The 25051-nt window shown below is 48.5% G+C and carries 27 protein-coding genes, 2 pseudogenes, 1 riboswitch and 1 other annotated feature; of the genes and pseudogenes, 4 read left to right on the forward strand and 25 right to left on the reverse strand.

Annotated elements, in window-relative coordinates; genetic code table 11:
• Positions 1 to 7 precede the first annotated feature (7 nt).
• From ribH to H6A13_RS00555, 9 genes are all read right to left on the reverse strand, one after another.
• Positions 8 to 475 carry a 6,7-dimethyl-8-ribityllumazine synthase gene (gene ribH, locus H6A13_RS00515; RefSeq protein ID WP_204907689.1) on the reverse strand — a complete coding sequence of 156 codons (468 nt, stop codon included), beginning with the start codon at positions 473 to 475 and terminating at the stop codon, positions 8 to 10.
• A 35-nt stretch (positions 476 to 510) separates the two neighbouring features.
• Entirely contained in the window at positions 511 to 1713 is a 1203-nt protein-coding gene (locus H6A13_RS00520) for a bifunctional 3,4-dihydroxy-2-butanone-4-phosphate synthase/GTP cyclohydrolase II (RefSeq protein WP_204907659.1), read from the reverse strand.
• Positions 1714 to 1756: 43 nt separating this feature from the next.
• Entirely contained in the window at positions 1757 to 2413 is a 657-nt protein-coding gene (locus H6A13_RS00525; protein WP_204907660.1) for a riboflavin synthase, read from the reverse strand.
• Positions 2394 to 3482 carry a bifunctional diaminohydroxyphosphoribosylaminopyrimidine deaminase/5-amino-6-(5-phosphoribosylamino)uracil reductase RibD gene (gene ribD, locus H6A13_RS00530; protein ID WP_204907690.1) on the reverse strand — a complete coding sequence of 363 codons (1089 nt, stop codon included), beginning with the start codon at positions 3480 to 3482 and terminating at the stop codon, positions 2394 to 2396. Before ribD ends, H6A13_RS00525 begins: the two co-directional genes overlap by 20 nt.
• Before the next feature lie 197 nt (positions 3483 to 3679).
• Positions 3680 to 3796: riboswitch (FMN riboswitch) on the reverse strand.
• Between the two features lie 96 nt (positions 3797 to 3892).
• On the reverse strand, positions 3893 to 4693 hold the full coding sequence (locus H6A13_RS00535) for an energy-coupling factor transporter transmembrane component T family protein (protein ID WP_204907661.1): 801 nt from the start codon (positions 4691 to 4693) through the stop codon (positions 3893 to 3895).
• A 3-nt stretch (positions 4694 to 4696) separates the two neighbouring features.
• A complete protein-coding gene (locus H6A13_RS00540; RefSeq protein WP_338042970.1) occupies positions 4697 to 5551 on the reverse strand; it encodes an energy-coupling factor transporter ATPase in 855 nt (284 codons plus the stop codon).
• Entirely contained in the window at positions 5541 to 6404 is an 864-nt protein-coding gene (locus tag H6A13_RS00545) for an energy-coupling factor transporter ATPase (RefSeq protein WP_204907663.1), read from the reverse strand. Before H6A13_RS00545 ends, H6A13_RS00540 begins: the two co-directional genes overlap by 11 nt.
• On the reverse strand, positions 6405 to 6977 hold the full coding sequence (locus H6A13_RS00550) for a CD3073 family putative ECF transporter S component (protein WP_204907664.1): 573 nt from the start codon (positions 6975 to 6977) through the stop codon (positions 6405 to 6407). It abuts the gene before it with no gap.
• A gap of 1 nt (position 6978) precedes the next feature.
• Positions 6979 to 7527 (reverse strand): CD3072 family TudS-related putative desulfidase, encoded by a 549-nt coding sequence (locus H6A13_RS00555; RefSeq protein ID WP_204907665.1) that lies wholly within the window; start codon positions 7525 to 7527, stop codon positions 6979 to 6981.
• 186 nt (positions 7528 to 7713) lie between these two features.
• Here H6A13_RS00555 and H6A13_RS00560 point away from each other — a divergent pair, with 186 nt between their 5' ends.
• Complete coding sequence (locus H6A13_RS00560; protein ID WP_204907666.1) at positions 7714 to 8007, forward strand: DUF6465 family protein; 294 nt, start codon at positions 7714 to 7716, stop codon at positions 8005 to 8007.
• Positions 8008 to 8017: 10 nt separating this feature from the next.
• Positions 8018 to 8890, forward strand: coding sequence for a DegV family protein (locus tag H6A13_RS00565; protein ID WP_204907667.1), 873 nt, complete (start codon positions 8018 to 8020; stop codon positions 8888 to 8890).
• Positions 8891 to 8965: 75 nt separating this feature from the next.
• On the opposite strand, the gene H6A13_RS00570 is transcribed toward H6A13_RS00565, so the two are convergent.
• Entirely contained in the window at positions 8966 to 9508 is a 543-nt protein-coding gene (locus H6A13_RS00570) for a prolyl-tRNA synthetase associated domain-containing protein (protein ID WP_204907668.1), read from the reverse strand.
• 302 nt (positions 9509 to 9810) lie between these two features.
• The gene (locus H6A13_RS00575) at positions 9811 to 10398 is read right to left on the reverse strand and encodes a PBECR4 domain-containing protein (RefSeq protein ID WP_204907669.1); all 588 of its coding nucleotides are present in this window, start codon (positions 10396 to 10398) and stop codon (positions 9811 to 9813) included.
• A 275-nt stretch (positions 10399 to 10673) separates the two neighbouring features.
• Here H6A13_RS00575 and H6A13_RS00580 point away from each other — a divergent pair.
• Positions 10674 to 10820: pseudogene (locus H6A13_RS00580) on the forward strand (relaxase/mobilization nuclease domain-containing protein); the annotation flags it as partial.
• Positions 10821 to 10911: 91 nt separating this feature from the next.
• On the opposite strand, the gene H6A13_RS00585 reads toward H6A13_RS00580, so the two are convergent.
• Positions 10912 to 11469: a GNAT family N-acetyltransferase gene (locus tag H6A13_RS00585; protein ID WP_204907670.1), complete on the reverse strand. Its 558-nt coding sequence runs from the start codon at positions 11467 to 11469 to the stop codon at positions 10912 to 10914.
• A gap of 433 nt (positions 11470 to 11902) precedes the next feature.
• Here H6A13_RS00585 and H6A13_RS00590 point away from each other — a divergent pair, with 433 nt between their 5' ends.
• Positions 11903 to 12349 carry a GatB/YqeY domain-containing protein gene (locus H6A13_RS00590; protein WP_204907671.1) on the forward strand — a complete coding sequence of 149 codons (447 nt, stop codon included), beginning with the start codon at positions 11903 to 11905 and terminating at the stop codon, positions 12347 to 12349.
• On the opposite strand, the gene H6A13_RS00595 is transcribed toward H6A13_RS00590, so the two are convergent.
• The 13 genes and pseudogenes from H6A13_RS00595 to thyA form a co-directional block, all read right to left on the reverse strand.
• Complete coding sequence (locus H6A13_RS00595) at positions 12350 to 12757, reverse strand: C-GCAxxG-C-C family protein (RefSeq protein WP_204907672.1); 408 nt, start codon at positions 12755 to 12757, stop codon at positions 12350 to 12352.
• Complete coding sequence (locus tag H6A13_RS00600; protein WP_204907673.1) at positions 12754 to 14697, reverse strand: NAD(+) synthase; 1944 nt, start codon at positions 14695 to 14697, stop codon at positions 12754 to 12756. Before H6A13_RS00600 ends, H6A13_RS00595 begins: the two co-directional genes overlap by 4 nt.
• Positions 14698 to 14711: 14 nt before the next feature.
• Positions 14712 to 15611, reverse strand: coding sequence for an Hsp33 family molecular chaperone HslO (hslO, locus tag H6A13_RS00605; protein WP_204907674.1), 900 nt, complete (start codon positions 15609 to 15611; stop codon positions 14712 to 14714).
• Entirely contained in the window at positions 15604 to 16416 is an 813-nt protein-coding gene (locus H6A13_RS00610; RefSeq protein WP_204907675.1) for a class I SAM-dependent DNA methyltransferase, read from the reverse strand. Before H6A13_RS00610 ends, hslO begins: the two co-directional genes overlap by 8 nt.
• 171 nt (positions 16417 to 16587) lie before the next feature.
• The gene (locus tag H6A13_RS00615; protein WP_204907676.1) at positions 16588 to 17244 is read right to left on the reverse strand and encodes an ABC-2 transporter permease; all 657 of its coding nucleotides are present in this window, start codon (positions 17242 to 17244) and stop codon (positions 16588 to 16590) included.
• Positions 17244 to 18104, reverse strand: a complete 861-nt coding sequence (locus H6A13_RS00620; RefSeq protein ID WP_338042971.1) for an ATP-binding cassette domain-containing protein — start codon at positions 18102 to 18104, stop codon at positions 17244 to 17246. Before H6A13_RS00620 ends, H6A13_RS00615 begins: the two co-directional genes overlap by 1 nt.
• Before the next feature lie 4 nt (positions 18105 to 18108).
• A complete protein-coding gene (locus H6A13_RS00625) occupies positions 18109 to 18480 on the reverse strand; it encodes a GntR family transcriptional regulator (RefSeq protein WP_204907677.1) in 372 nt (123 codons plus the stop codon).
• Positions 18481 to 18630: 150 nt separating this feature from the next.
• A pseudogene (locus H6A13_RS00630) lies at positions 18631 to 19668 on the reverse strand (branched-chain amino acid aminotransferase); the annotation flags it as partial.
• Positions 19669 to 19774: 106 nt separating this feature from the next.
• The gene (gene ilvN, locus H6A13_RS00635) at positions 19775 to 20287 is read right to left on the reverse strand and encodes an acetolactate synthase small subunit (RefSeq protein ID WP_204907679.1); all 513 of its coding nucleotides are present in this window, start codon (positions 20285 to 20287) and stop codon (positions 19775 to 19777) included.
• Positions 20288 to 20302: 15 nt separating this feature from the next.
• Positions 20303 to 22024 carry a biosynthetic-type acetolactate synthase large subunit gene (ilvB, locus tag H6A13_RS00640; RefSeq protein ID WP_204907680.1) on the reverse strand — a complete coding sequence of 574 codons (1722 nt, stop codon included), beginning with the start codon at positions 22022 to 22024 and terminating at the stop codon, positions 20303 to 20305.
• A 37-nt stretch (positions 22025 to 22061) separates the two neighbouring features.
• Positions 22062 to 22360 (reverse strand) — a binding site (T-box leader).
• 76 nt (positions 22361 to 22436) lie between these two features.
• A complete protein-coding gene (locus tag H6A13_RS00645; RefSeq protein ID WP_204907681.1) occupies positions 22437 to 23666 on the reverse strand; it encodes a glycosyltransferase family 4 protein in 1230 nt (409 codons plus the stop codon).
• Positions 23667 to 24158, reverse strand: coding sequence for a dihydrofolate reductase (locus H6A13_RS00650; protein WP_204907682.1), 492 nt, complete (start codon positions 24156 to 24158; stop codon positions 23667 to 23669).
• A gap of 12 nt (positions 24159 to 24170) precedes the next feature.
• On the reverse strand, positions 24171 to 25019 hold the full coding sequence (thyA, locus tag H6A13_RS00655; protein ID WP_204907683.1) for a thymidylate synthase: 849 nt from the start codon (positions 25017 to 25019) through the stop codon (positions 24171 to 24173).
• Positions 25020 to 25051 lie beyond the last annotated feature (32 nt).

Genomic DNA, 25051 nt, shown 5'->3' on the forward strand with positions numbered 1-25051 from the left:
CTTCCCGCTATTTCTCCATTTCCCGGATCAGATTTACCATTTCCACTGCGCTAAGCGCACAGTCATAGCCTTTATTTCCGGCTTTTGTACCGGCCCGCTCAATGGCCTGCTCGATATTTTCCGTTGTCAGTATGCCAAAGAGCACCGGTACCCCTGTCTCCAGGGAAACGGACGCAATCCCTTTGGAAACCTCATTGCACACATAGTCATAATGGCTGGTGCTTCCCCGGATCACTGCACCCAGACAGATCACCGCGTCATACTTCCCGCTTTTTGCCATTCTGGCTGCGATCAGAGGAATCTCAAATGCCCCCGGCACCCAGGCCACTTCAATATCCTCTTCTCTCACGTCATGGCGAGTCAGCCCGTCCAGAGCGCCGCCCAGCAGCTTATTGGTGATAAACTCATTGAATCTGGCGGCCACAATGCCCACCTTCATGTCTTCTGCCACTAACTTTCCTTCTAATGTTCTCATCATCTTTCCCTTCCTTTTCTTAAAATAAATTCTTTTTATTCATACTTCAAAAGATGTCCCATCCGCCTCTGCTTGGTTTCCAGATAGAACAGATCATGCTCGGTGGCCTGCATCTGGATCGGCACCCTCTCCGTGATCTCCATGCCAAATTCTTCCAGCTGGTAGATCTTATCCGGATTATTGGTCAGAAGCCGTAAGCTTTTGACTCCAAGATCCTTCAAAATCTGCGCGCCGATATAATATTCTCTCTCATCCCCCTCAAATCCAAGCGCCAGATTGGCTTCCAGGGTGTCCATTCCCTGCTCCTGCAGCTCATAGGCCCGCAGTTTGTTGATCAGTCCGATGCCCCTGCCTTCCTGACGCATATACAGAAGAATGCCCCGTCCCTCTTTTTCAATCTGGGTCATGGCTGCTGCCAGCTGCTGGCCGCAGTCGCAGCGCAAAGACCCGAAGGTGTCTCCGGTCAGGCACTCGGAATGGACCCGGCAGAGCACGTCTTTTCCATCGCCGATCTCTCCCTTTACCAGCGCAATATGATGTTCCCCATTTAACCGGTTCACATACCCGTAAGCCGTAAAATTGCCGTATTTCGTCGGCATCTTGTTCTTTGTCACCTGATCCACCAGCTTTTCATGGCATTTCCGGTATTCCTTCAGATCCTGAATGGTGATAAAGGTGATCCCCCATTTTTCTGCCAGCCCGATCAGCTCGGCAGTCCGCATCATGGTTCCGTCTTCCCGCATGATCTCACAGCAAAGGCCGCATTCTTTCAATCCCGCCAGCCGGCACAGGTCTACCGTAGCTTCGGTATGCCCTTCCCGCTCCAGCACGCCATTCCTTTTCGCCAGCAGGGGAAACATGTGGCCGGGTCTGCGGAAATCTTCCGGCTTCGCGTCTTCTGCCACGCACCGCATTGCTGTAATGGACCGCTCTGCAGCCGAGATCCCGGTAGTGGTTTCCACGCTGTCAATGGAGACTGTAAAGGCAGTCTCGTGGTTATCTGTGTTATCGGCCACCATCTGCGGCAGCTTTAGCTTCCGGATATACTCTGCGGACATGGGCATACAGATCAGTCCCTTCCCATGCATGGCCATAAAGTTAATATTCTCCGTAGTGGCAAACTGCGCCGCACAGATAAAGTCTCCTTCATTTTCCCTCTCCGGGTCGTCTGTCACCAGAATGATCTTTCCCTGCCTTAAATCCTCCAGCGCCTCTTCAATCGTATGAAACTGAAACATTTGATCCCTTCTTTCTATTATTGCTTTTTCCAAAAACAGATATTTAGAATCCATATCTGGATAAAAATTCTCTTGTGATCCGGCTCTTTTCTCCGGTCTGTCCCCCTGCAGGCGCAAGCCCCAGCAGCTTCTCTACGTATTTCCCGATCACATCATTTTCCAGGTTCACCAGATCTCCCTGGTGTTTTACCTGGAGCGTGGTCTCCCGGATGGTATGGGGAATAGCTGATATGGAGAACCATCCTTCTCCCACCTTGGCCACCGTCAGGCTGATGCCGTCAATGGCGATAGACCCCTTCTCCACCACGTACCGGAGGATCTCATCGCCTGCTCCGATCGTGTACCAGACCGCATTGTCGTCTCTCTCTATGCCCCGGATCCTTCCGGTGCCGTCTACGTGTCCTGCCACGATATGGCCGCCAAAGCGCCCGTCTGCCGCCATGGCCCGTTCCAGATTCACAAGGCTTCCCGGGCGGGCATTCTGAAGCGCCGACCGGTTCAGCGTCTCATGCATCACGTCTGCCGTAAACCTTCCCCCTTCCAGGGACGTTACTGTCAGGCAGACGCCGCTGACACAGATGCTGTCGCCTACCCTGGTCCCTTCCAGCACCTTGCGCGCCTCGATCTCCATGACGGCGGAGCTCCGTCCTTTTTGTATCTTCCGGATCTGCCCCAGTTCTTCAACAATTCCTGTAAACATCCGTATCCACCTCCCCTTCGATCAGCAGGTCTTCTCCCACCTGTGTTACCTTGAGATGTGTCAGAGGAAAAGCCTCCCCCGGCGATGCCACGCCCCGGCCTTCCACCGGAGTCCCCGCATCTGCTCCGCCAAACAGTTTAGGCGCCGTAAAGCAGTATACCTTCTGAACGATACCGCTCTTTAAGGCCGACCAGTTTAAGGTCCCTCCGCCTTCCAGCAGAATACTGTCGATCTGCCTCTTTCCCAGTTCTCTCATCAGCGCTCTCAGATCCACGTGTCCGTCTTCTTCCGGCAGAGTCAGAACCTGACACCCCTTTTCTTCAAACGGACGGATGCGATCCGGATCTGCCTGACAGGTAGCCAGGATCGTCGGGATCTCCTTTGCTGTTTCCACCACATTTGCATCAGAGGGAATGCGAAGCCTGGTGTCACAGATGATACGTACCGGCTGCCTGGCTCCCGGAATCCTGCAGGTCAGCCTGGGATCGTCCGCAAGCACGGTCCCCGCCCCGGCCATAATACCGGTATACCTGTGCCGGAGTTTCTGTACAAAGGCTCTGGCCTCTTCTCCTGTGATCCATTTGGATTGTCCGGTGTAGGCTGCGATCTTCCCGTCCATGGTCATGGCATACTTCATCGCCACATAGGGAAGCCCGGTCTGTATGTAATGAAAAAACACCGGATTCAATGCGTCGCAGGCCTCTTTCTCCACATGCGTCGTCACTTCCACTCCGTGTTCGATCAGCTTCTTAAATCCCTTCCCTGCCACCAGAGGATTGGGATCATCCGATCCTGTTACAACCCTTGCAATGCCAGCCTCCAGGATCGCATCCACACAGGGCGGCTGCTTTCCATAATGGCAGCAGGGCTCCAGCGTGACATAAATCACAGCTCCCTTCGGGGACTCCGTCACAGATGCCAGTGCATTTCTCTCTGCATGAAGTCCGCCGTACCGCTCGTGATACCCCTCGCCGATGATGCGGCCGTCTTTTACAATCACCGCTCCCACCATGGGATTGGGAGAGGTAAAGCCTTCCCCCTTTTTCGCCAGTTCTATGGCCCGGCGCATATACTTACGATCCTCTGCTAATCCTTCATCCTTCACATTCTCACCTTCCTCTTCCTATAACAAAAGCCCCGGAGAATCTCCGGGGCATATATGATATCACCAAAAATATTTCTGCCAGTCCACAGATGATCAAAAACGAAAAGCTCCGGAATCTATGATCCCAGAGCTTACAGTCATCCTGACATATCACTTTTGCATGTCATCTTCTTCCATCCAGACTTTAACTGTCGGCCTCGGAATTTCACCGAATCCTGCCTTATCGGCTCGCGGGCTTTACCGCCGGTAGGGAAACGACCCCTGCCCTGAAGATTATTTATTCACTTCTGTTGTATAGTATACTGCTGCCGTTCTGTTGCTGTCAATACCTGTTCTCTTTCCTTGTTGAATACCTGGCAAATCATCAAAAATGACTATAAAATAATTCTGGTAAGAATCAGCAATACAAATACTACAATAGCAATTACATATGCAATCCTGTCTTTTGAAGTATATCTAAGCGGACGGTACTTCGTTCTTTCCGATGCCTCGCTATACCCTCTTGCCTCCATCGCCATTGCAAGATCTGCTGATCTGCGGATTGCAGATACAAATAAAGGAATGACCAGAGGCATTACCTTTCCCATTCTTCGAAATATCGACCCGCTGTGGAAATCAACACCTCGTGAAGCTTGGGCATCCATAATAATATTAACTTCTTCTATAAACACCGGAATAAAACGGAAAGCAATGGATACCATCATTGACATTTCCCTGATCGGAACGTGTACTTTTTCCAGGAAAAACAGGCTCTTTTCCAGTCCGGAAGCCATCTGCGTCGGGGTCGTAGTATATGCCAGAAGCGAAGCAGAAAGTACCATCAGCATAATTCTGGCCATGAGACTGATCGCCTTTAATACCCCTTCATATGTTACTGTAAAAATCCAGACAGTAAGAATTTCTCTTCCATCCGTGATAATACTCCTGAAAATAAACGTAAAAAGCAACAGAAGCGCAAACCCTTTAAGTCCTTTCAGCGCATAACTCCACGGAATTCTTGCCACTTTGTATAAAATCAAGATGTATAACAGACACGGGATATAAACAACTGGTCTGTTGACCAAAAAGATCGCAATAATAAAAAGTAGCGTACCTGCAAGTTTTGTCCTGCAATCCAGCTGATGGACCAATGAATCCTGATTATAATACTTTCCTATCGTTATATCTCTCATCATGTCCTATGCCTCTTTCTTTTTTATAATATCTACAATCTGGCATATTGCAGTTTTCTCATTACAGGTAAACTCATGCACCGGAATACCCTGTTCTTTTAGTTGCCAAAGAGCTTCCATTACCTGAGGCATCTCCAGTCCCGCTTTGCGTATTTTTTCTTTGTCCGCAAACACTTCTTCCGGCGATCCATCCATACAGATTCTTCCAGAATTGAAAACTACAACTCTATCTGCATAGTTTGCGACTTCTTCCATTGAATGAGATACCAGCAGAATGGTAACACCTGATTTCTGCATCTTTTTTAAGAGATTCAGAAGCTGATTCCTCACATAAGGATCAAGGCCTGCCGTTGGTTCATCTAATACCAGTACTTCCGGCTCCATCGCCAATATACCGGCAATTGCCACACGTCGCATCTGTCCGCCGGACAGTTCATACGGAGAACCTTCAAACAACTCTTCTCCGATCCCTACTTTTTCCAGTGCGGCCTTTGCCTTGTTTTCCGCCTCTTCTTTGCTATCCCCCATGTTGCGGGGACCAAATGCAACATCAGCCAAGACACTTCTGGAAAACAGCTGATGCTCCGGATACTGGAACACAAGCCCTACCTTTTGCCGAAGTTTACTGATCGGATACTTTTTTTGATAAATAGACTCTCCCTGGAAACGAATGTCTCCGGAATCTGCCTTTATCAATCCATTTAAATGTCTGACAAATGTACTTTTCCCGGAACCGGAACTGCCCACTAATGCAACAAATTCACCCTGCCTGATGTTTAATGACACATCCTTTAAGGCATGTACTTTTTCTTTCTCAGAGGAAGCATACGTATAATTTAATTTTTCAACCTCAATTAGCACTACTGTTTCCTCCATAACGGCAAATTTGATTTGTCAACTGTTCCACAGTCAATACCGGCAATTTTAAATCAATTCCCTGACGGACCATTTCTACAGCCATGCGGGTAATCGCTGGAACTTCTAAATGATATTTTTCCAGCATATCGGTTTGTAAAAATATTTCCTGCGGCGTTCCGCTTGCAGCCACCTTACCCTGATTCATGACAAATATTTTATCCGCATGTATTACTTCATCCATATGGTGAGTAATCAGAATAATCGTGATGCCTTTTGTCCTGTTCAGTTCTTCTGCAATTTCAATTACTTCTTTTCTGGCCTGTGGATCCAGCATTGCCGTTGCTTCATCCAGTACCAGACACTTTGGTTCGACGGCAATCGCACCTGCGATTGCCGTCTTTTGCTTTTGTCCGCCGGATAAATTGCCAGGGTTCGCGGATCTTTTTTCTGTCATATGGATTGCTTCCAGACTGGCGTCAATTTTTTCCTGCATTCTTTCCGTTGGAATCTTCATATTTTCCAGACCGAAAGCAATATCTTCCTCTACTGTAGCGCCAATAATCTGGTTGTCCGGATTTTGGAAAACCATACAGACTCTCTTACGGATCTCGCCCACGTTTTCCGTAACATTTGTCGCCATATCATCGATCCATACTGTACCTTCAGACGGAAGAAGCAAAGCGTTCAGATGCTTGGCCAGCGTAGATTTTCCCGACCCGTTATGTCCGATAATTGCAATAAACTGCCCTGCTTTTACTTCCATATCAACATGGTCAAGTGCCTGTATTGTTATTGTGTCTTCTTCAGATTTTCCATATCTTTGATAAGTATGTACAACATCTGCTATTCTGATCATTTATTCACTGACTTTCTTATAATTAAAATTCTGCATAATCGACATTGGAAGCCATCTGACAATCGCCCATGCAATAATCATGGTTCCCACCTTGTCAATAAGATTTGATGCAATATTGCGCAGGAAAGATGCTGCAAAAATAGATTGTCCGCTCTGCTGCAATCCCATTACAAGAATATCGGAGAATGTACCGTTTAATCCACCGTATACAAAGATTCCGATCGGGGTTCCGATTACCGGACATACAACACTAAGAATCAATCCAAGGATCACTGCACTGGCTAATGTAAGTTTAAATTTCTTAACTGCAAATCCTACAATCAGAGCGACTGCTACACTGACCAGGCAAAACGGAATATCGGTCACACTGTACATCAATCCTGTAATAATATTAGTCAGAGCTCCTACAATCGCGCCTGGAAACGGACCAACAAGCACTGCTACCAGCACTGTTCCCAGCGTATCCAGATAAAGCGGTATACCAAGCGCACTTGTTACGATTCCAAGTACAATATTTACCGCGATCGCAATCCCGCAAAATGCAGTTACATATACTTTTTTGTTTGTACCCATATCATTTTCCTCCATGTTCTTTTATGATATCTATGGCTTCTTGCATCGAATAAATAGGGACTTTTATACCTTCCTTTTCAAGCATAGAAGAAATTTCTTCCATAAAAACTCCCGGCTTTTGCTTCATTTCCAGGGTTGCCACCTTCTTTTTTACCGCATCAATATCTGACAGTTCGCCTCTCCACTCCCCTGTACAGGTAAGATTCCATCCACAGCTTGGACTTCCCTCTACAGAAACAATTCCTAAAATGCAGAAACGGTCTGGATGCTTTAGGTATCCCTTGATTTGCAAAAGATACGGCTGAAAAATCTCTTCACACGTTTTTCTGAAGAACGGATGATCAAACTGATCTGCGACATGTCCCCAGCGGTCTGCTCCATACATCAGAAATTCCGGGCACGGAAGTTGGATCATCTGAATATCCTGTTCATTGATCAATTTCATTAATTCCGAACGAATCAGATATTCTTCCTGAAGCTCTTTTTCATCTTGTTCTACTTTAGATGCTTTGTTTAAAATGCAATGAGAAAGTAACAGTATTTTTTTCATAACAGCCTCCATTCCTTCGATAACGCCATAATTTTATCATGGGCCACATAAAAGAACTAATTGATTTTTATAATATTTTTATAGGCGCTTTCTATTATGATCCCGGATTTCCTGTGTTGCTTGATTTTTTCCCCACAAGTGATAAGATAAATATAGATCTGAAATGACTTGAAGGAGGAATATATCATGGCAGAATCTGTAAAAACAATCGGAACGACAAAAGATAAAACAATGGCGATTGAGACCAGAGCCGGCGTACTGAAAAATGAAACTCCTGAACTGAAAGCACATATCTACCTGCAGTACATGGGAAAGGAATTCAGTACAGCGGATGTGATGAAGCAGATCCGGCAGATCTGGACCAAGGAATTAAAAAGAAGCCCGGAAGAACTCCGGAGCGTAAATGTCTACCTGAAGCCGGAGGAATTTGCCGCATACTACGTGATCAACGACGAAGTCAATGGAAAGATCGACCTGTAAGGAGGAACGCATGACAAACTATGTAATTACGACAGATTCCAACTCGGACGTGCCGGCGGATTTTGTGAAGGAAAACCACCTGACCATCATCCCCCAGTATTATGCCTTTGGCGACACTGTTTACGGGGACGAGCAAAACATGGAGCCCCATGAATTTTATGAGACCATGCGGAAGGGAGAACTCCCCAAATCCATGGCCAATAATCCGGCTGTGATCCGCGATAAATTTGAGCAGATCCTGAAGGAAGGGAAAAATATTCTCCATATTGCTTTTTCCAGCGCTTTGAGCGGCAGCTATAATAATATCGTAATGACAGTGCAGGAACTTCTGGAGGATTATCCGGACCGCAGGATCCTGGTCTTTGATTCTCTGAATGCTTCTCTTGGAGAAGGCGTTTCCGTCTACCGGGCCGTTGAACTCTGGAAAGAGGGCAAAACCATGGAAGAAGTTTATGATATCCTGATGGAGGAACGGGATCATATCAACGTCTCCTTCACAGTCGACGACCTGTATCATCTGCAACGCGGCGGACGGGTATCCAGGACCACCGCTGTTGTGGGAAGTCTGGTCAATATCAAACCGGTTCTATCTGTAACCGCATCCGGCGAATTAAAATCCGACGGCACGGTCCGAGGACGCAAAAAATCCCTGAAAACTCTGGTAACCCGGATGGAAGCTTCCCTGGATCTTCCCGCCTACGGGAAAGACCGGCTGGCTGCGGTCATCCACGGGGACTGCCTGGAGGATGCAAAGTATGTGGCTGATCTGGTAAAAGAACTTGGGTTTACCCATGTCCTCATCAATGACGTCAGCCCCAGCATCGGAACCCATGCAGGACCGGGCGTTGTCGGGCTGGTATATTACGGAAAACAGCGCGCGTAAGAGAATGTGCATAACGAAAAAATGGCATGGCTGGAAAACTTCATCCGGCCATGCCTTTTCTATTCTTTTTGCAGTTTACAGATCCACGATCCTGGGTCTGTGATGCGTATAAGGCAGGAACTTCTTTAAGAGGTCCTGAGTCTTAAATTTAAGGTGGGTGGTATTGATCCCGGTGTTGCAGACAAACCACTCATGCTCTGCCACATCCTTGTCAATGATCACCTGCACATAATCATCCTCATCGTTCATCACGCCTACCACACTGGCGGATCCCGGCGTACAGCCGATATGCTCCATCATCAGTTCCGGCGATGCAAAAGACATGTGGGATACTCCCAGCTTCTTGCTGAAGGATGCAGTATCAAAGGCCTTGTAATCCGGCATGATCAGCAGGAAAAAGCTGGTCTTCTTCTGATTGCAGAGGAAGACGTCCTTTCGTACCGGAGCGCCAAGGGCTACGCCGATCGCCTCGCACTCTTCCATCGAAGAGGCCGGATCATTGTCCACCCGTTCATAGGGAATCCCAAGCTTTGCAAACACTTTATATACTTTCTGCTCCAGCGGCACCCGTTCTGCAACATTTTCCGGAGCCCCTGTGGAAATCTCGCTGATATACATCTTATTTACCTCCGTTTGCCTGTTCGTTCTTCTCTCTATTATAAATGACATCCTTTCTTCTGACAATCCCTGCATCAAAGTTTGTCCCGCATCTGCAAAGGTTACTGCAGGTAATCGCACTTCCTGCTGCCCAAATCGATGCGCCGCAGACCATACATCTTGCACCGTTTTTTTGGCAGCAAGCGTTTCTCTCAATGTTTTTACAAGTTCTTTTTTATGATACCCCTTGTTGTTCTTCATTACCATATCAGCAAATTTTTCTACGGAGATTGGCTGCATAATTAACACCCACTTTTTAGAAATTACGGTTGATTTTTTGGAGTGAGCCTGTCATATTGGACAGCAATTTCTCCAGTAGCCATGTTTCTCTTTTCTTTATAAAGCATGGTGTAGCGTGGCTGTCCCTCTGTGTAATCCTTCATCTCTTTCGGGAAAAAAGAACGACAGAAATATTTTCCGGTATCTTTGTGTTCGGCAATAAAAATATAAATGTCGCTGTTTTCAAAGGGGGTTGAAAGCAAATAGTCCGCTTCTATTAAAGAGAATTGATTCAATTTTGTATTGTACCGGAACACCAGACGATTATCGTCCAAGAGCTGTTCAATCAACGCCAATGGCTCAAACCGGTTCTCAATTTGAGCCAAGTAACGACTTTTTGTTAAAGTCTCATAGGTAGTGATTCCGGTTATGATTTTATCAAATACAGAACCACGATTTTGTTTTGCAATCCGCAAATCTTTCAGTTTTCCAAGACCCATCAAATGATGAAAGTCCAGTTTGGAGAAGCCAATCACCAACTCTACGGTTTTTCCCTTTCGGCCAATAATGATCCGATATTGTATCTCCAACAAATTTTCAAATGCTTTTGCACACTTTTGTAATTTATCCATAAAACCTCTCTGTCCGCATAAAGAAAGCCGCCCTGCAATGCAAGGCGGCTTTGAGCATTTTCTTTCGGCTTGCAGCCTACTCCGGTTTGAGGTTACTGCACAACCCCTACTGAAAGCTCTGCATAACAAGGCATTCCGGTACGCTATTATGCTTCAACGCTTTGGTAGACACACGCCGTTGCCTACCTTGTACTATTATTATATGCAACTTTAGAAAATATGTCAATCCCCATGAAAAATCAAGAAAATATCTTCTCTGCTTATGAGAAAGGAGGCTCCATCAGGCAGCCAAAAATGCCTTTGACGAGATAGGTGTAAAGAAGCTGCCCAAGGTCAAAGACCTGCAAGCCGAGTATGCCAAGCTGCTGGAGGAAAAGAAAAAAACCTACGCCGAGTACCGGCGCTCCCGTGAAGAAATGCGGAGGGGAAAATCACGGCAGGATTTTTCCCTCTGCGGGCCGAGTGTATTAACACCGGCATTGCTTGCCACTTTTGTTCTAACTTTTATAAAAATTACTGCTGCATTGCTTTCCATTCGTCCTCTAAAATTGCCATCAGAATATCATCTGCATAGTTATCCCCATCTTTTACGGCATCTCTCAGAACACCCTCACGCTTAAATCCAGCTTTAAGATATGCTTTTTCTGCCCTCGGATTAAAAGAAAAAACATCCAGTTCCAGGCGATGTAAATGCAGCTTTTCAAAGGCAAAGCCACAGGTCATGCGGGTAGCCCAAGAACCAATTCCCTTGCCACAGATATCGCTGTGAAAAATACCAATACGGAAGTTTGCACTGCGTAGTTCCCAATCAATTTCATTGATAACGCTCTCACCGATGATACTTCCGTTGGGAGAAATAATCAGGAAATCATAGCGATCTTCATCGTCGATACAAGAAAGGAAAAAGTTTACCACTTCATCATGGGTAAACAAGGGTTTGCAGCCGGTGAGTCGTGCCACCTCTGGGTCAAGCGGATTATAATTTTGTTGGTAGTAATTTTCCGCATCTTCTTTTTTGGCAGGTCTAAGGATGTAGCCATCCTTCTCCCAAATATCATTGACGTTTTTCATTATGAAAGTCCTCCTTGTAGTGTGGATTTTGATTATGTGTTTTTAGGGATGTACTCAAATTATCAAACAATAGTCAAGAAAAAGTCAAGGTTCTCAAAATAAAAGTTCTTATTTACTTTTTGTTTTTCTTTAAAAGATGGAAAAGAAACCTGTATCTGCAAACAGTCAACTTCATTCCGTTTGTTGACATCATTAAAAACCACCAAGGTGCTGTTCGTGAGGTGTTCCTGAATGTCCTTATGTTAATGCCCTAACGTCCCTTTTGCTTGGTTATTCACTTGTAACCTGTTTGCCCACTGTCCATAAACGCGATGATTTAAGGGTTTTGCTTGTTTTCTTATCTCACCGCGCACATCGCCCGGGTCTTTGTTGAAAAAACAGATCTCATCTGCTAAAATAATAACAATCAAATGTATAGGGAGGACATATCATCATGAGCAAGATCGATGAAGTAAGAAGTGCAATGGTCGCAGCCATGAAGGCCGGCGACAAAGAAACAAAAGAAACCTTATCCATGCTGCTGGCAGCTCTGAAAAATAAAGCCATTGACAAACGCGCGGATCTGACCGAAGAGGAAGAGGTTCAGGTTGTCTTAAAGGAGATCAAGCAGACCAAAGAAACTCTGGATATGACACCTGCGGAGCGCACCGACATCATTGCAGAATGCGAAAAGCGTCTCTCTGTTCTTGAAAAGTACGCTCCGAAGATGATGGACGAAGCCGAGATCCGTTCCGTCATCGAAGCTCTCCTTGCCGAGATGGGACTTGACGCCCCGACGGCTAAGGACAAAGGCAAGATCATGAAGAATCTGATGCCTAAGGTAAAAGGCAAAGCAGACGGAAAACTGGTAAATGATCTCCTGACTGGATATCTGGGTTAATTAAAGATCCATCTCGTCGATAATGGCCGCGGCTTCTTCCACACATTTTTTACAACAGGGGAGGGGCTGCGGTCCTTCTTCTGTCTTCAGGTCCCTGCAGTAGATGGACCCCATTCTCTGGCGGAAGACTTCTGCAGCTTTCAGGATCTTTTCATAGGTGTCTTTCTTTGTTGCATAGGGATCGTTCCTATCTCCTGCACTGTTTTTCAGGCCGATCGTCAGAAACATGCCGGTGACCGCGCCGCAGGTATCTTTTAACCCTCCCATGCCAAGTCCGAAGCCTTCCGTCATCCGGAAGACATCTTCTTCTTTTACGCCCAGCTCTTCGCAATAGGCGCAGACCACTGCCTGACAGCAGTTATACATCTTTTCAAACCGCTCTGCCGCATCTTTTTTTGTTGCTTTCATCGTAATGATCCCTCCTGTTTTCCCTCTGGTTTTACCTGTTCCAGATCTGCAAGCCAGGCTGCCGCACAGGCGTCGCTTGGCATTCTCCAGTCCCCTCTCGGGGAAAGCGCTACAGTTCCTACTTTCGGGCCGTCCGGCAGACAGGAACGCTTAAACTGCTGGCTGAAGAATCTCCGGCAGAAGGTGGAAAGCCAGCGGTAGATCGTCTCGTCGTCATATTCTCCTGCAAACGCTTTTTTTGCCAGCCGGTAGATTTTTGCCGGCTCACAGCCAAACCGCAGGAAATAATAGAGATAAAAGTCATGCAGTTCATAAGGACCTACCAGGTCTTCGGTCTTCTGGGCGATCTCTCCGTCCTTTGGCGGGAGAAGCTCCGGGCTGACGGGGGTATCCAGCACGTCCCTTAATACCTCGCTTAATTCTTCATCCTCACAGGTGTCTGCGTAATAGGAAACCAGATGACGTACCAGCGTCTTAGGTACAGACGCATTGACGCCGTACATCGACATGTGGTCCCCGTTATAGGTCGCCCATCCAAGCGCCAGCTCGGACATATCGCCGGTGCCAATCACCAGACCTCCGTTTTCATTGGCAATATCCATCAACACCTGGGTACGCTCCCTGGCCTGGGCATTTTCATAGGTCACGCTGTGGTCCTCGGGATCGTGGCCGATATCCTGAAAATGCCGGCTTACCGATGCCGCGATCGGTACTTCCCGAAGCGTCGCTCCCAGTTTTCCCGACATCTTGCAGGCGTTCTGATAGGTCCGGTCTGTCGTCCCAAAACAAGGCATGGTCACTGCCGTAATACCTTTCCGGTCCAGGGACAGGGCGTCAAAGGCTTTTGCAGTCACCAGAAGGGCCAGCGTGGAATCCAGTCCGCCGGAAATTCCCACCACTGCATGTGTCGCATGGGTATGGGCAAGCCGTTTCTTTAATCCCATGGCCTGGATCGTCAGGATCTCTTCACAGCGTTCTCTTCGCTCTTTTTCATCTCCCGGCACAAAGGGCCTGGATGAAAAACTTCTGGTCAGCACGGTCTCTTCCTGGTCAAGAGAGAACGGGATCCTGATCAGCGTCCGCTCCTTGGACGGCTGGAAGGTGGTATTTTTTCTCCGCTCGCCATCCAGACGTTTGACATCGATCTCTGTGCAGATCATGCTGTTATGGAACCGGGTTCCTTCCGCAAGGGTAGTCCCGTTTTCCGCGATCATGTTATGGCCGCCAAACACCACATCCGTGGTGGACTCTCCCTCTCCGGCATTGGCATATACATATCCGCAGATCAGTCTTGCAGACTGGCCTTCGATCAGACTCTTGCGGTATGCCGCCTTTCCGATAGTCTCGTCGCTGGCGGAACAGTTGACTATGATCACCGCCCCCTCTCTGGCCGCCTGGATACTGGGCGGGATCGGAGACCAGACGTCCTCGCAGATTTCTGCAGAGACCACCAGCGCATCCAGATGCTCTTCTGCAAAAAGAAGCTGGGGGCCAAATGGCAGCCATTGTCCGTCAAACATCAGAAATCTTGCCTGTTCCGGTCCCTGCCGGAACTGGCGCATCTCGTAGAACTCCCCGTAATTGGGCAGAAATGTCTTGGTGATAAGCCCCAGGATCTCTCCCCTGTGAAGGGCTGCCGCCACATTGTAAAGTTCCCCTTCTATGGCAAGCGGTACGCCCACAAACACCAGGGCGTCCATTTCTTTTGTATGAGCGGCGATCCGGTGAAGGGCTTTTCTGGCGTCTGTAAGCAGAATTTCCTGGGTAAACAGATCCCCGCAGGTATATCCGGTGATACAAAGCTCCGGAAATACAATGATCCTTGCGCCTGCCTCTTTTGCCTCGTCTATATTTTTGATGATGCTCTCCGTATTATATGCCACGTCTGCCACCCGGATATCCGGCGTCACAGCTGCGGTCTTGATAAATCCATGTTTCACAACAATCGCCCCCTTTATCTGCTTCTCTGAATGATCCGCTTCAGATCTTCTATGGTATAATGATAGGCCGTATTACAGAACTGGCATTTTACCTCAATCGTCTCGCCCTCGTTGATCATTTCCTGGATCTCTTTTCTTCCCACGCTCACTACCGCCTGCTCCACCCGTTCTTTGGAGCAATTGCAATAGAACTGTGTGTCAATCGTATCTGTGATCTCCAGCCCCACATTTCCCAGAAGGATCGTAAGCAGTTCTTCCGGTGATTTTCCCTGATCCAGAAGCGCGGTGACAGAGGTCACCTGTTTTAAGTTCTCCTCGATCTGGCTGATGGTCTCTTCTGTGGCAAAGGGCATCATCTGGATGATAAATCCCCCGGCCCTGCGGACGGTATTGTCCTTTTCCATCAGAACGCCCAGGCCAACCGAAGAAGGCACCTGCTCGGAATTTGCGAAATAATAGGTCAGGTCTTCCGCGATCTCGCTGGTCACCAGCATGGTCTGGCCGGAGTAAGGTTCTTTGAGCCCCATGTCTTTGATCACCTGCAAGAGTCCGATCCCCACGGCTCCGCCTACGTCCAGCTTGCCGTTCTTTGGCGGCAGCATCACATCCGGATTGCCCACATAGCCTTTCACATTGGCATGGCTATCTGCCGTCACGGTAATGCCGCCCAAGGGACCGTCCCCCCGGATCATCAGCGTCAGCATGTCCGTATCATTTTTCATCATGCTGCCCATGATGGCTCCGGCTGTCAGAAGCCGTCCCAGCGCCGCTGTTGCCACAGGACTGGTGCCGTGACGCTCTTTTGCCGTCTCCACAAGATTCCTGGTGGTGGCCGCAAACGCCCGCACCTGGCCGTTTGCCGCCGTGGCCCTTACAATATAATCGTTCTTATGATTTGCTGTTTCACTACTCATTTCGCTTGGTTCCTTTCTGCGTTTCTTTCTCTTCTTTTTCCGGTTTCCAGGTCTTTCCCTGCTCCCGCGCAACGACGCAGATCCGCTCGCTGTCTTTGGAGGGAGCATTTCCAGTATAATTATCAAAGGCCGCAAGATAGCAAAGCCCCGCCCGCGTCAAAAGTTCCCGGATCTCTTCCAGGGTATATGCCCTCTGAAAATGTGTCTCCTGATATCTCCGGTAATATTCTTCTCCTTCTTCCCGGATGAAAAGGGTCAGTTCATACTCGTTGATCTTTTCTTCTTCGTAATAATAATTATCCCAGATAAAGCTTGCGTTCTCCCGGTTCTCTGCAATGGTCGTATCACCCAGAAGTTCCCGGTACTTGTACGGCGTATTAAAATCAAAAATGAAAATGCCTTCCGGGTCCAGATAGTTGTTGACCAGCCGGAAGACTTCTTCCAGTTCCTCCGGATCTGTCAGATAATTGACACAGTCACAGACACTGATCACGGCTCTTACCGTGCCATAGAGTTCAAACGCCTGCATGTCCTGCTGAAGATAAAGGATATCGTGGCCGGTTTCCACCCGTTTTTCCATGGCGATTTCCAGCATTTCCTCAGAATTGTCAACCCCGATCATATCGTAGCCTCTGGCTGCAAGGGCTTCCGTCATGCTTCCGGTGCCGCATCCCAGATCCAACACCAGGCCATCTCTGATCCCTTCTTTTTGCAGGATTTCCTGCAGAAAATCCGCCCAGGCTTCATAGGGTACATTATCCATAAACTGGTCGTAGACCTCTGCAAAGCTTGTGTATGATTCCATATTGCTTTCGATTCTTTCCTTTCCGGTCTTTTGCAAGGCAAACGTCTCTTCGCCCCGTCCCCTTTGCAAAAAACAGATAGCGCCGGCTGTCTGCCGACGCTACTATTCTACCATAATTTTTCTATTTCTGAAACAACACTTTCTTCTGTTTTTCCGGGAATTTCCCTGGAATCAGAATTCTCTCTTTGCGATCAGCCTAAAAGAGACCAGACAGGAGATCCCGTAAATTACGATCCACGCCGTAATTGCAAGCCCCGCAATGCCTGCGGTTCCAATAGAGGCCGCAGCTCTTTCCAGCGTTTCTTCGTCAATGGACAGAGCCCCAAGAAGCCTGGCCCCTCCGTAACAGATCACAAACAGGCTGCACATCACGATGGCGCCCGCGATCCGGCTTCTTTCGGAACCAAACCGGATCTGGACAGGAATGGCGGTGGCTAGGAACAGCACCGAGATCGACAGGGAAGCCAGCAGCAGCATTCCCATCTCCTCTGCCTGGATGGAATATCTTTTCAGCAGACACCCACCCCAGACTACTCCATATACCACGGCTCCTGTCACAAGCGTAAATCCTATGGAAAAGAGATATTTTTCCGCCACATATCCTCTGCGGGTGACCGGCAGGGAAAAAAGATAAGCCGCTCCATTTTCCGCGTCATCGTAGGCCAGCGTGGTAATCGGCAGAAAAGAAAGCATCACCGTCAGGTATCCGAAGACAAACGACGGGTTGTCATAGATGATCAGCATCATAAGGCCGATGACCCCTATGATCACTAAAAACTGTTTCTGGTTCTTGATAAGCATCAGATCTTTGATCAGACATCCTGTCATTACGCATCCCTCCTGTTCATCATCAGGATCAGTTCATCGATGCTGCCCCGCTCGATGATGATCTGCGGATAATTTTCCATATAAAACTGTTTTTGATCGGTCAGGCAGCTGTAACCGAATCCTTCTTTCCTGGTCTTCAGGATATACCTCTGATCCAGGGCTGCATACTGTTCCTTCGTCACCTTCAAAAGCCCGTACTGGTTCAAAAGCCGGTCGGTCTCCTCGTGGAGCAGGATCTTTCCCTCATGGATCAGGTAAATGTCGTCGCAGAATCCTTCCAGATCCGAGGAAATGTGAGAGCTGATCAGGATGGATCTTCCGTCCGTCTCCATATACTCCCGAAGAAGCGAAAGGAGCTGGTCTCTTGCGATCACATCCATGCCTGCCGTAGGTTCATCCAGGATCAGAAGGCTGGCCCCATGGGACACCGCTGCCAGAACCTGAAGTTTGCGCTTCATGCCTGTAGAAAACTGGCCGATCTTTTTCTCCATGGGAATCTCGAACCGGTCGCACTGCCGGATAAATTCCTGCCTGGAAAAAGCCGGGTACAGATGCGAAAGCACCGGAAGAAGCTCCTTTACCTTCAGGGCGGAACTAAACCCGGAATCCGCCAGCACCACGCCGATGTTCTCCCGGTCCGAAGGAGCCAGTTCCTCCGCCGGTTTCCCAAACACTTTCAACCTGCCGCCATCCGTATGGATCAGACCAAGAGCCGACTTAAAAGCTGTCGTCTTGCCCGCGCCGTTGGGACCGATCAGTCCGGTAATGTATCCCGGCTCAACCTTAAGGTTCACATGCAGTTCAAAATCTTTGTACACCTTTCTTACATTCTCAAAATCCAGCAAAGCACTCTCTATCATACTGCTAATCCTCCAAAACAATCTGAAATAACTGAGCGATCTCCTCATCACTCATTCCACAGCTTCTGCCTTTTCGGATGGCCATTTCCAAATCAGCTTCTACTTCCTTCTTCTTCTCTTCCAGCATCAGGCTCTGGTCGGCAAACGCCACAAAACTTCCTTTGCCATGGACCGTATGAATAAACCCTTCCGCCTCCAGAGTATCATATGCCTTCTTCACAGTCAGTGCACTGACTTTGAGCTCCTTGGCCAATGTACGCACGGACGGGAGCGCTTCCCCGGCCGCAAGCTTTCCATGCATGATCTGATCCTTCACCTGATCTGCGATCTGATCGTAAATCGGCCACATCGAAGAATGATTGACAATCAAATTCATCCTATCCCTCCTTCGCTATAAACAGTATATAACAGTATATAACTGTTGTCAACTGTTATATACTGTTTATATACGGGTACAGGGCAAAATGCAAAAAGGGACGTAGACCTTTGCAAAAGGTCTACGTCCCTTTTCACATTTTGTTCACATTTAGCACACTCTGTGGATCCATCCTTCTGGGGCCTCAATGTGTCCCATCTGGATGCCTGTCAGTGTTTCGTACAGCTTCTTTGTTACCGGTCCCATCTCTTCCATTCCGCTTGGGAAGCAGATTTCTTTTCCATGGTCGTTGATCTTTCCTACCGGGGAGATCACGGCTGCGGTGCCGCACAGTCCGCATTCTGCGAAGTCTTTGACCTCGTCAAAGTATACCGGCCGTTCTTCTACCTCAAGTCCCAGGTAATGTTCTGCGACATATACGAGGGAGCGTCTGGTAATGGAGGGCAGGATGGTGTCGGACTTAGGTGTTACGACTTTATTGTCTTTGGTGACAAACAGGAAGTTTGCACCACCCGTCTCTTCTACCTTGGTTCTGGTGGCCGCATCCAGATACATGTTTTCATCGAATCCTTTTTCGTGGGCGTCTACGATCGCATACAGGCTCATGGCGTAATTCAGACCCGCTTTTACGTGTCCGGTGCCGTGGGGCGCCGCGCGGTCATAATCACAGACGCGGATCGTGATGGGTTTTGCCCCGCCTTTGAAATATGGTCCTACCGGCGTTGTAAATACGCGGAACTGATATTCTTCGGACGGCTTTACGCCGATCACTGCGTTAGAGCCGAACATGTAAGGACGTACATACAGGGTCGCGCCGGATCCGTACGGCGGAACATATGCCGCGTTGGCTTCTACGGTCTTATGTACCGCTTCTATGAACCGCTCTTCCGGAAACGGCGGCATCTTCAGCCGCTTTGCGGAATCGACCATTCTTGCAGCGTTCAGGTCCGGGCGGAACATAACGATGTGTCCGTCCTCTGTGGTATATGCCTTCAGGCCTTCAAAACAGGTCTGCGCGTACTGCAGGACTCCTGCACATTCATTGATCACTACATTTGCATCGGAGGTTAATACACCTTCGTCCCACGTTCCGTTTTTATAGTTGGAAACGTATCTTTTGTCAGTTTCTACATAACTGAAACCCAAATTTGACCAGTCCAGATTTTTCTTTTCCATGGAAATCTCCTCCGTTCTATTTTCTCTCTCTGATAGATTATAATACTCTCCATCATTAAATTCAAGAGTGCGCTCTGTTTTTTTCTAAAATGCCGGTTTCACCCTCTGTTTTTCAGGATCAGCGGTCCATCATACTGATAGATTCGATGGCCACGCAGCCTCCGCGGACCACTTCAATACTCTGGAATTCTTCTTTCATTAATTTCACCACCGCGTCGTTTTTGGCCGTGGTCTGCACAAATTCCAGCAGAAGGCTGTCATGCCCGTAATCGATCACTTTTGCCTTAAATGTCTCGGCAATCTGGAAAAGCTCCACTTTATCTTCCGGGGTACATTTCCGCACCTTTACATATAAGATCTCTTTCATCCTGACAAAAATATCGGTAAAGTCGATAACTTTAATGACCTCCACCAGCCGGTTCAACTGCTTTTTGATCTGCTCAAAGGTCTCGTCGTCGCTGACCGTTGCGATCGTCATTCTGGAAACAGTGGGGTCTTCTGTTTTTCCAACTGTAAGACTGTCCAGATTGTAGGATTTACCGGAGAACAGTCCCGAAATCTTGGAAAGAACACCCACCTGATTTTCTACATATAATGAAATCCATCTTTTTTTCATTCCATTTCCATTCATTCTCTTCTCCTCCTTCTAACAGTCCATGATCATATCTTCCAAAGTTCCGCCCGGCTGGATCATCGGATAGACCAGATCCTCCGGATCGATCAGGAATTCGATGAGATACGGGGTTTTCTTACTGCTCATGGCTTCTCTGAACGCCGGCTCGATCTCTTCCTTCTTCGTTACCCGGATGCCTTTTGCGCCATAGCTTTCCGCCAGTTTTACAAAATCCGGTACATAAGCCATCTCTTCTACATTCTCGCCCCGCTCTCTGCTGGCCTTGCCGGACCTTAAGCAGGTCATGGAATAGCGTTTTCCATAAAACAGCTTCTGCCACTGGCGGACCATACCCAGATTATAATTATTGAAAATGCAGTTGATGGTGGGAAGTTCTTCCAGCACCGCAGTCGCCATCTCCTGGATATTCATCTGGATGCCGCCGTCTCCGGAAATCGAGATCACCGGAATGTCCGGATTGCCGATCTTTGCCCCGATGGCGCCCGGAAGTCCGTATCCCATGGTCCCCAGTCCTCCGGACATAAGAAGCCGCTTCTTCTCTGTGATCTCGGCAAACTGGGACACAAACATCTGATGCTGTCCTACGTCTGTTACGATGATCGCTTCGTCAAATATCCGGTTTATAGTCTCAATGATATCCTGCGGCGTCATGATCGGTCTTGGCTTCATAACCAGCGGATGCTGTGCTTTCCAGCTCTGGATCTGCTCCATCCAGTCCGGATTCTCATAATCTTCCACATATTCCAGCATTTTGGTGATGGCCTCTTTTGCGTCAGCCACGATCGGCACGTCTACCTGTACATTTTTGGATATCGCAGCCGTATCAATGTCGATATGTACGATCTGTGCCTTTGGCGCGAAGGAGTGAAGTTTTCCCGTAATCCTGTCATTGAACCGGGTTCCGATAGAGAACAGAAGGTCACACTCATTGACCGCCATATTGCAGGCGTAAGCACCATGCATTCCCACATTTCCGATATAAAGCGGATGATTGGTTGGAACCGCTCCTCGTCCCATGACCGTGGTCACCACCGGTACATTGGTTTTATTCACCAGCTCGGTAAATTCCTGACTGGCATGGGATATGTTGACACCGCCTCCCACCAGGAACAGCGGGCGTTTTGCCTTTGCAAGCATCTTGATCGCTCTTTTAAGCTGTCCGATATGGACATGGGTGTTGGGCTTATATCCCCGGATATTGACCTCTGAAGGATACTCCGGATCTCCCAGTTCGCCCATCACATCTTTGGGCAGATCCACCAGCACGGGACCTGGCCTTCCAGTTCTTGCGATGTAAAAGGCTTCCTTGATGATCCGTCCCAGATCCTCCCGGTTTCGGACGGTGATGCCGTACTTGGTGATACTTCTTGTGATCCCTACTATATCCACTTCCTGGAAGGCATCGTTGCCGATCAGATGCCTTGCCACCTGTCCGGAAAAGCATACCAGCGGAACACTGTCATAATAAGCCGTGGCAAGTCCTGTTACAAGGTTCGTGGCTCCGGGACCGCTGGTTACCAGACAGACGCCCACCTTTCCGGTAGAGCGGGCATATGCATCAGCCTCATGCACCAGCGCGATTTCCTGTCTGGGAAGGATCACCTTTGTATAATCCTGTTTATAAAGCTCATCACTGATATCAATGGTGCAGGCTCCCGGATAACCAAATAAGGTGTCCACGCCTTCTTCTTTTAAAGCTTTCACCAACAATTTGTTTCCGCTGATCTTTTTCATATACATACCTCCTTAAAAAAACGCCCTAAGCCAAAATGCTTAGGGCGAATGAACATCCGTGTTACCACCTAAATTCAGAGATTTCTCTCTGCTCTCCGGCCGGTACGGGAAATAGAATTCTCTCCGATACCGCTCCCCATTAACGCCGGGGACTCGCGTTGAAGTCTACTCAAGACGCCGCGGAAGAATCACTAACAGATCCTCTGTGCGCTCCTCTCGTCTCTTTCGGTCCACTGCTCGAAGGCTACTTCCATAATCCCTTCACGAAGGCTTCCACCAGCCGCCTTCTCTCTTGGCATCCGAAGATTATGTACTCCTCCTTGTCATAGCATTTCTCTGATAATTATCCCTATTATATTCATATTCCCAGTTATTGTCAATCTTTTTATCTGAATATTGCAAAAATTATCCATCAAATCAAGATTACAGCCTCTACTCTTGCGGCCACCTGTTCCCACCGGATCCGGCTAAGATCCGCGGCTTTTCTGCGGTTTCTTCCGCCGGCCTTCACTTCTGCCGCCGTTTCGTCAAGCGCCTCCGCAAGTTGTTCTTCAAAAACCGCAAGCCCGCTCTCCTCCGGCTCATCGACAGCCTTCATCTTTGGCGGCGTTACAAACCGGATCCCGGCGTCCGGAGCATACGTCTTCATCCAGTCCCTGATCCCAGGCAGATCCGTCATCACCACCCGGTCGCCACAGGCCAGCGCCTCCACCGGGGTAAGCGGCAGTCCTTCGTAGAACGAGGGCAGGACAAATAGATCGCATGCGTTGTATAATTCTGCCAGTTTCTGCTGGCCAAGCTTCCCTGCAAATTCTATCCGGCAGGGACACTCCCCGGCCATCCGGCGGATCTCTTCATACTCTGTCTGATTCCCTGCTCCTCCGGCCAGAAACACCCGGACGTTCTGCGCGGCAGAAGGATCTTTTTCAAGACACAGCTTTCCGAGGGCACGGATCAGGCTTTTTACACCCTTTTTTTCCGCAATCTTTCCTGCATAAACCATCGTTACCCTTTCATCGGTCCTGACAAACTGCTTCTGGGTAAAAATCTTATCATTGTACCCAATCCCCACCACTTGGATCCGGCTCCGGTCCACATGGTAAATCTGTCGGATCCTCTCTGTCTGTGCTTCCTGCAAAGTAAAGATCCCATCCAGCTTCCGGATCTCTTCTGCGATAAACGCCCGCTCCAGATCAGTCTTTTCCATCTGCCGGAGGTCCGTATTATGACAGAATCCGTATATCTTCCGGTCCGGACAATGCCGTCTTACAAAGGCAGTCAGAAGATACAGATGATGGCATAAGATCACGTCTGGATCAAATTCTGCCAGGATCCTGTCCAGTGTTCCTAAAAAGGACTCCTGAAACTGCCGGACCATCTCCGGCGTCAGATCCTGATACCTGGTGCTTTTATATGGCATTTCATCCGACATCCCCGCCACAGGAAATGGCAGCGCGTCCGTCTCAAAGCGGACCGGATAAAAAGAGACGCCTGACGGCAGTTCCACCTGGTCCTCCGGTCCGATCCCCGCCATGACCGCCTGCTCATGCCCTTTTTTTGAAAACGCCTTCACCAGCTCCGTCAGATAGATCCCGCTTCCGGTACTGTCTGGCTTCTGCGCGGAAATGCTTAGTATTTTCATCTATTTCTTAATCCTCTCGTACACGGTAAAATAATATTCCAGATCAAAGCAGGTCTGCTCTTCGCTGATCTTTGTCATCTGCCAGTCCTCGTCCTCGTCCAGATTAGGAAAATACGTATCAGCGTCATAGGCATGATCGATCTTCGTCACCAGAGCGGTGTCGCACTGATCCAGCATGGCGCGGTAAATGCTCTCGCCACCGATAACGAACACGTCCCTTTCGTACTTTTTGCTTTCTTCCACCGCTTCTTCTACGCTGTGGACCACCACGGCTCCTTTCACCTGATAGGCAGGATTTTTGGTGATCACAATATTTACGCGCCCCTTTAAAGGCTGCCCCTGTGGAAAACTTTCCAGCGTCTTTCTCCCCATGATCACCACATTTCCTTTGGTCGTCTCCCGAAAAAACTTCATGTCCGCCGGAATGCTCCACATCAGCTTGTTATTTTTTCCGATTGCCCAGTTCTTATCGACTGCAACGATCAATTTCATACCTGTCTCCTCCTATACCGCCACCGGAATGTTCCGGATCTGCTCATGCGTCTGATAATCCAAAAGCTTTACGTCATCCGGCGTAAATTCATAGAAATCTTTTACTTCCGGATTCAGCCAGAATGTGGGCGCAGGCAGCGGCTCTCTGCTGATCAGTTCCCGGATCATCGGAACGTGCCGGTCATAGATGTGGGCGTCTGCGATCACATGGACGAATTCGCCCACCTGCATGTCGCACACCTGGGCCAGCATGTGTAAGAGCACGGAATACTGGCACACATTCCAATTATTTGCGGCCAGCACATCGTTAGACCGCTGGTTCAGGATCCCGTTCAGCACCAGTTTCTCACTGTCCGGACGTTTTGTCACGTTAAAGGTCATGCTGTAGGCGCAGGGGTACAGATTCATCTCATGAAGATCCTGATGCACATAAATGTTGGTCATGATCCGCCGGCTGTAAGGATTGTGCTTCAGATCATAGATCACCCGGTCCACCTGGTCAAACATTCCCTCTTTATACTGGTGCTTCACCTGCATCTGATAGCCATAGGCTTTGCCGATGGAACCATCTTCGTCCGCCCAGCTGTCCCAGATATGGCTGTTCAGATCATGAATGTTGTTGGATTTCTTCTGCCAGATCCAGAGAAGCTCGTCCGTACAGCTTTTGATCGCTGTCCGCCTTAAGGTAAGCGCCGGAAATTCTTTGGAAAGGTCATACCGGTTCACCACTCCGAACTTCTTGATGGTATAGGCCGGTGTCCCGTCCTCCCAGACCGGGCGCACCTTTTCCCCTCTGGTGTCTGTCCCGTTTTCTATAATGTCGGTACACATATCAATAAATACTTTATCTGCATAGCTCATATTGCGTCCTCCGTTCTCACATAACTAGATAT

The organism is Mordavella massiliensis, assembly GCF_016902415.1.
Taxonomy (GTDB): Bacteria; Bacillota; Clostridia; order Lachnospirales; family Lachnospiraceae; genus Merdimonas; species Merdimonas faecigallinarum.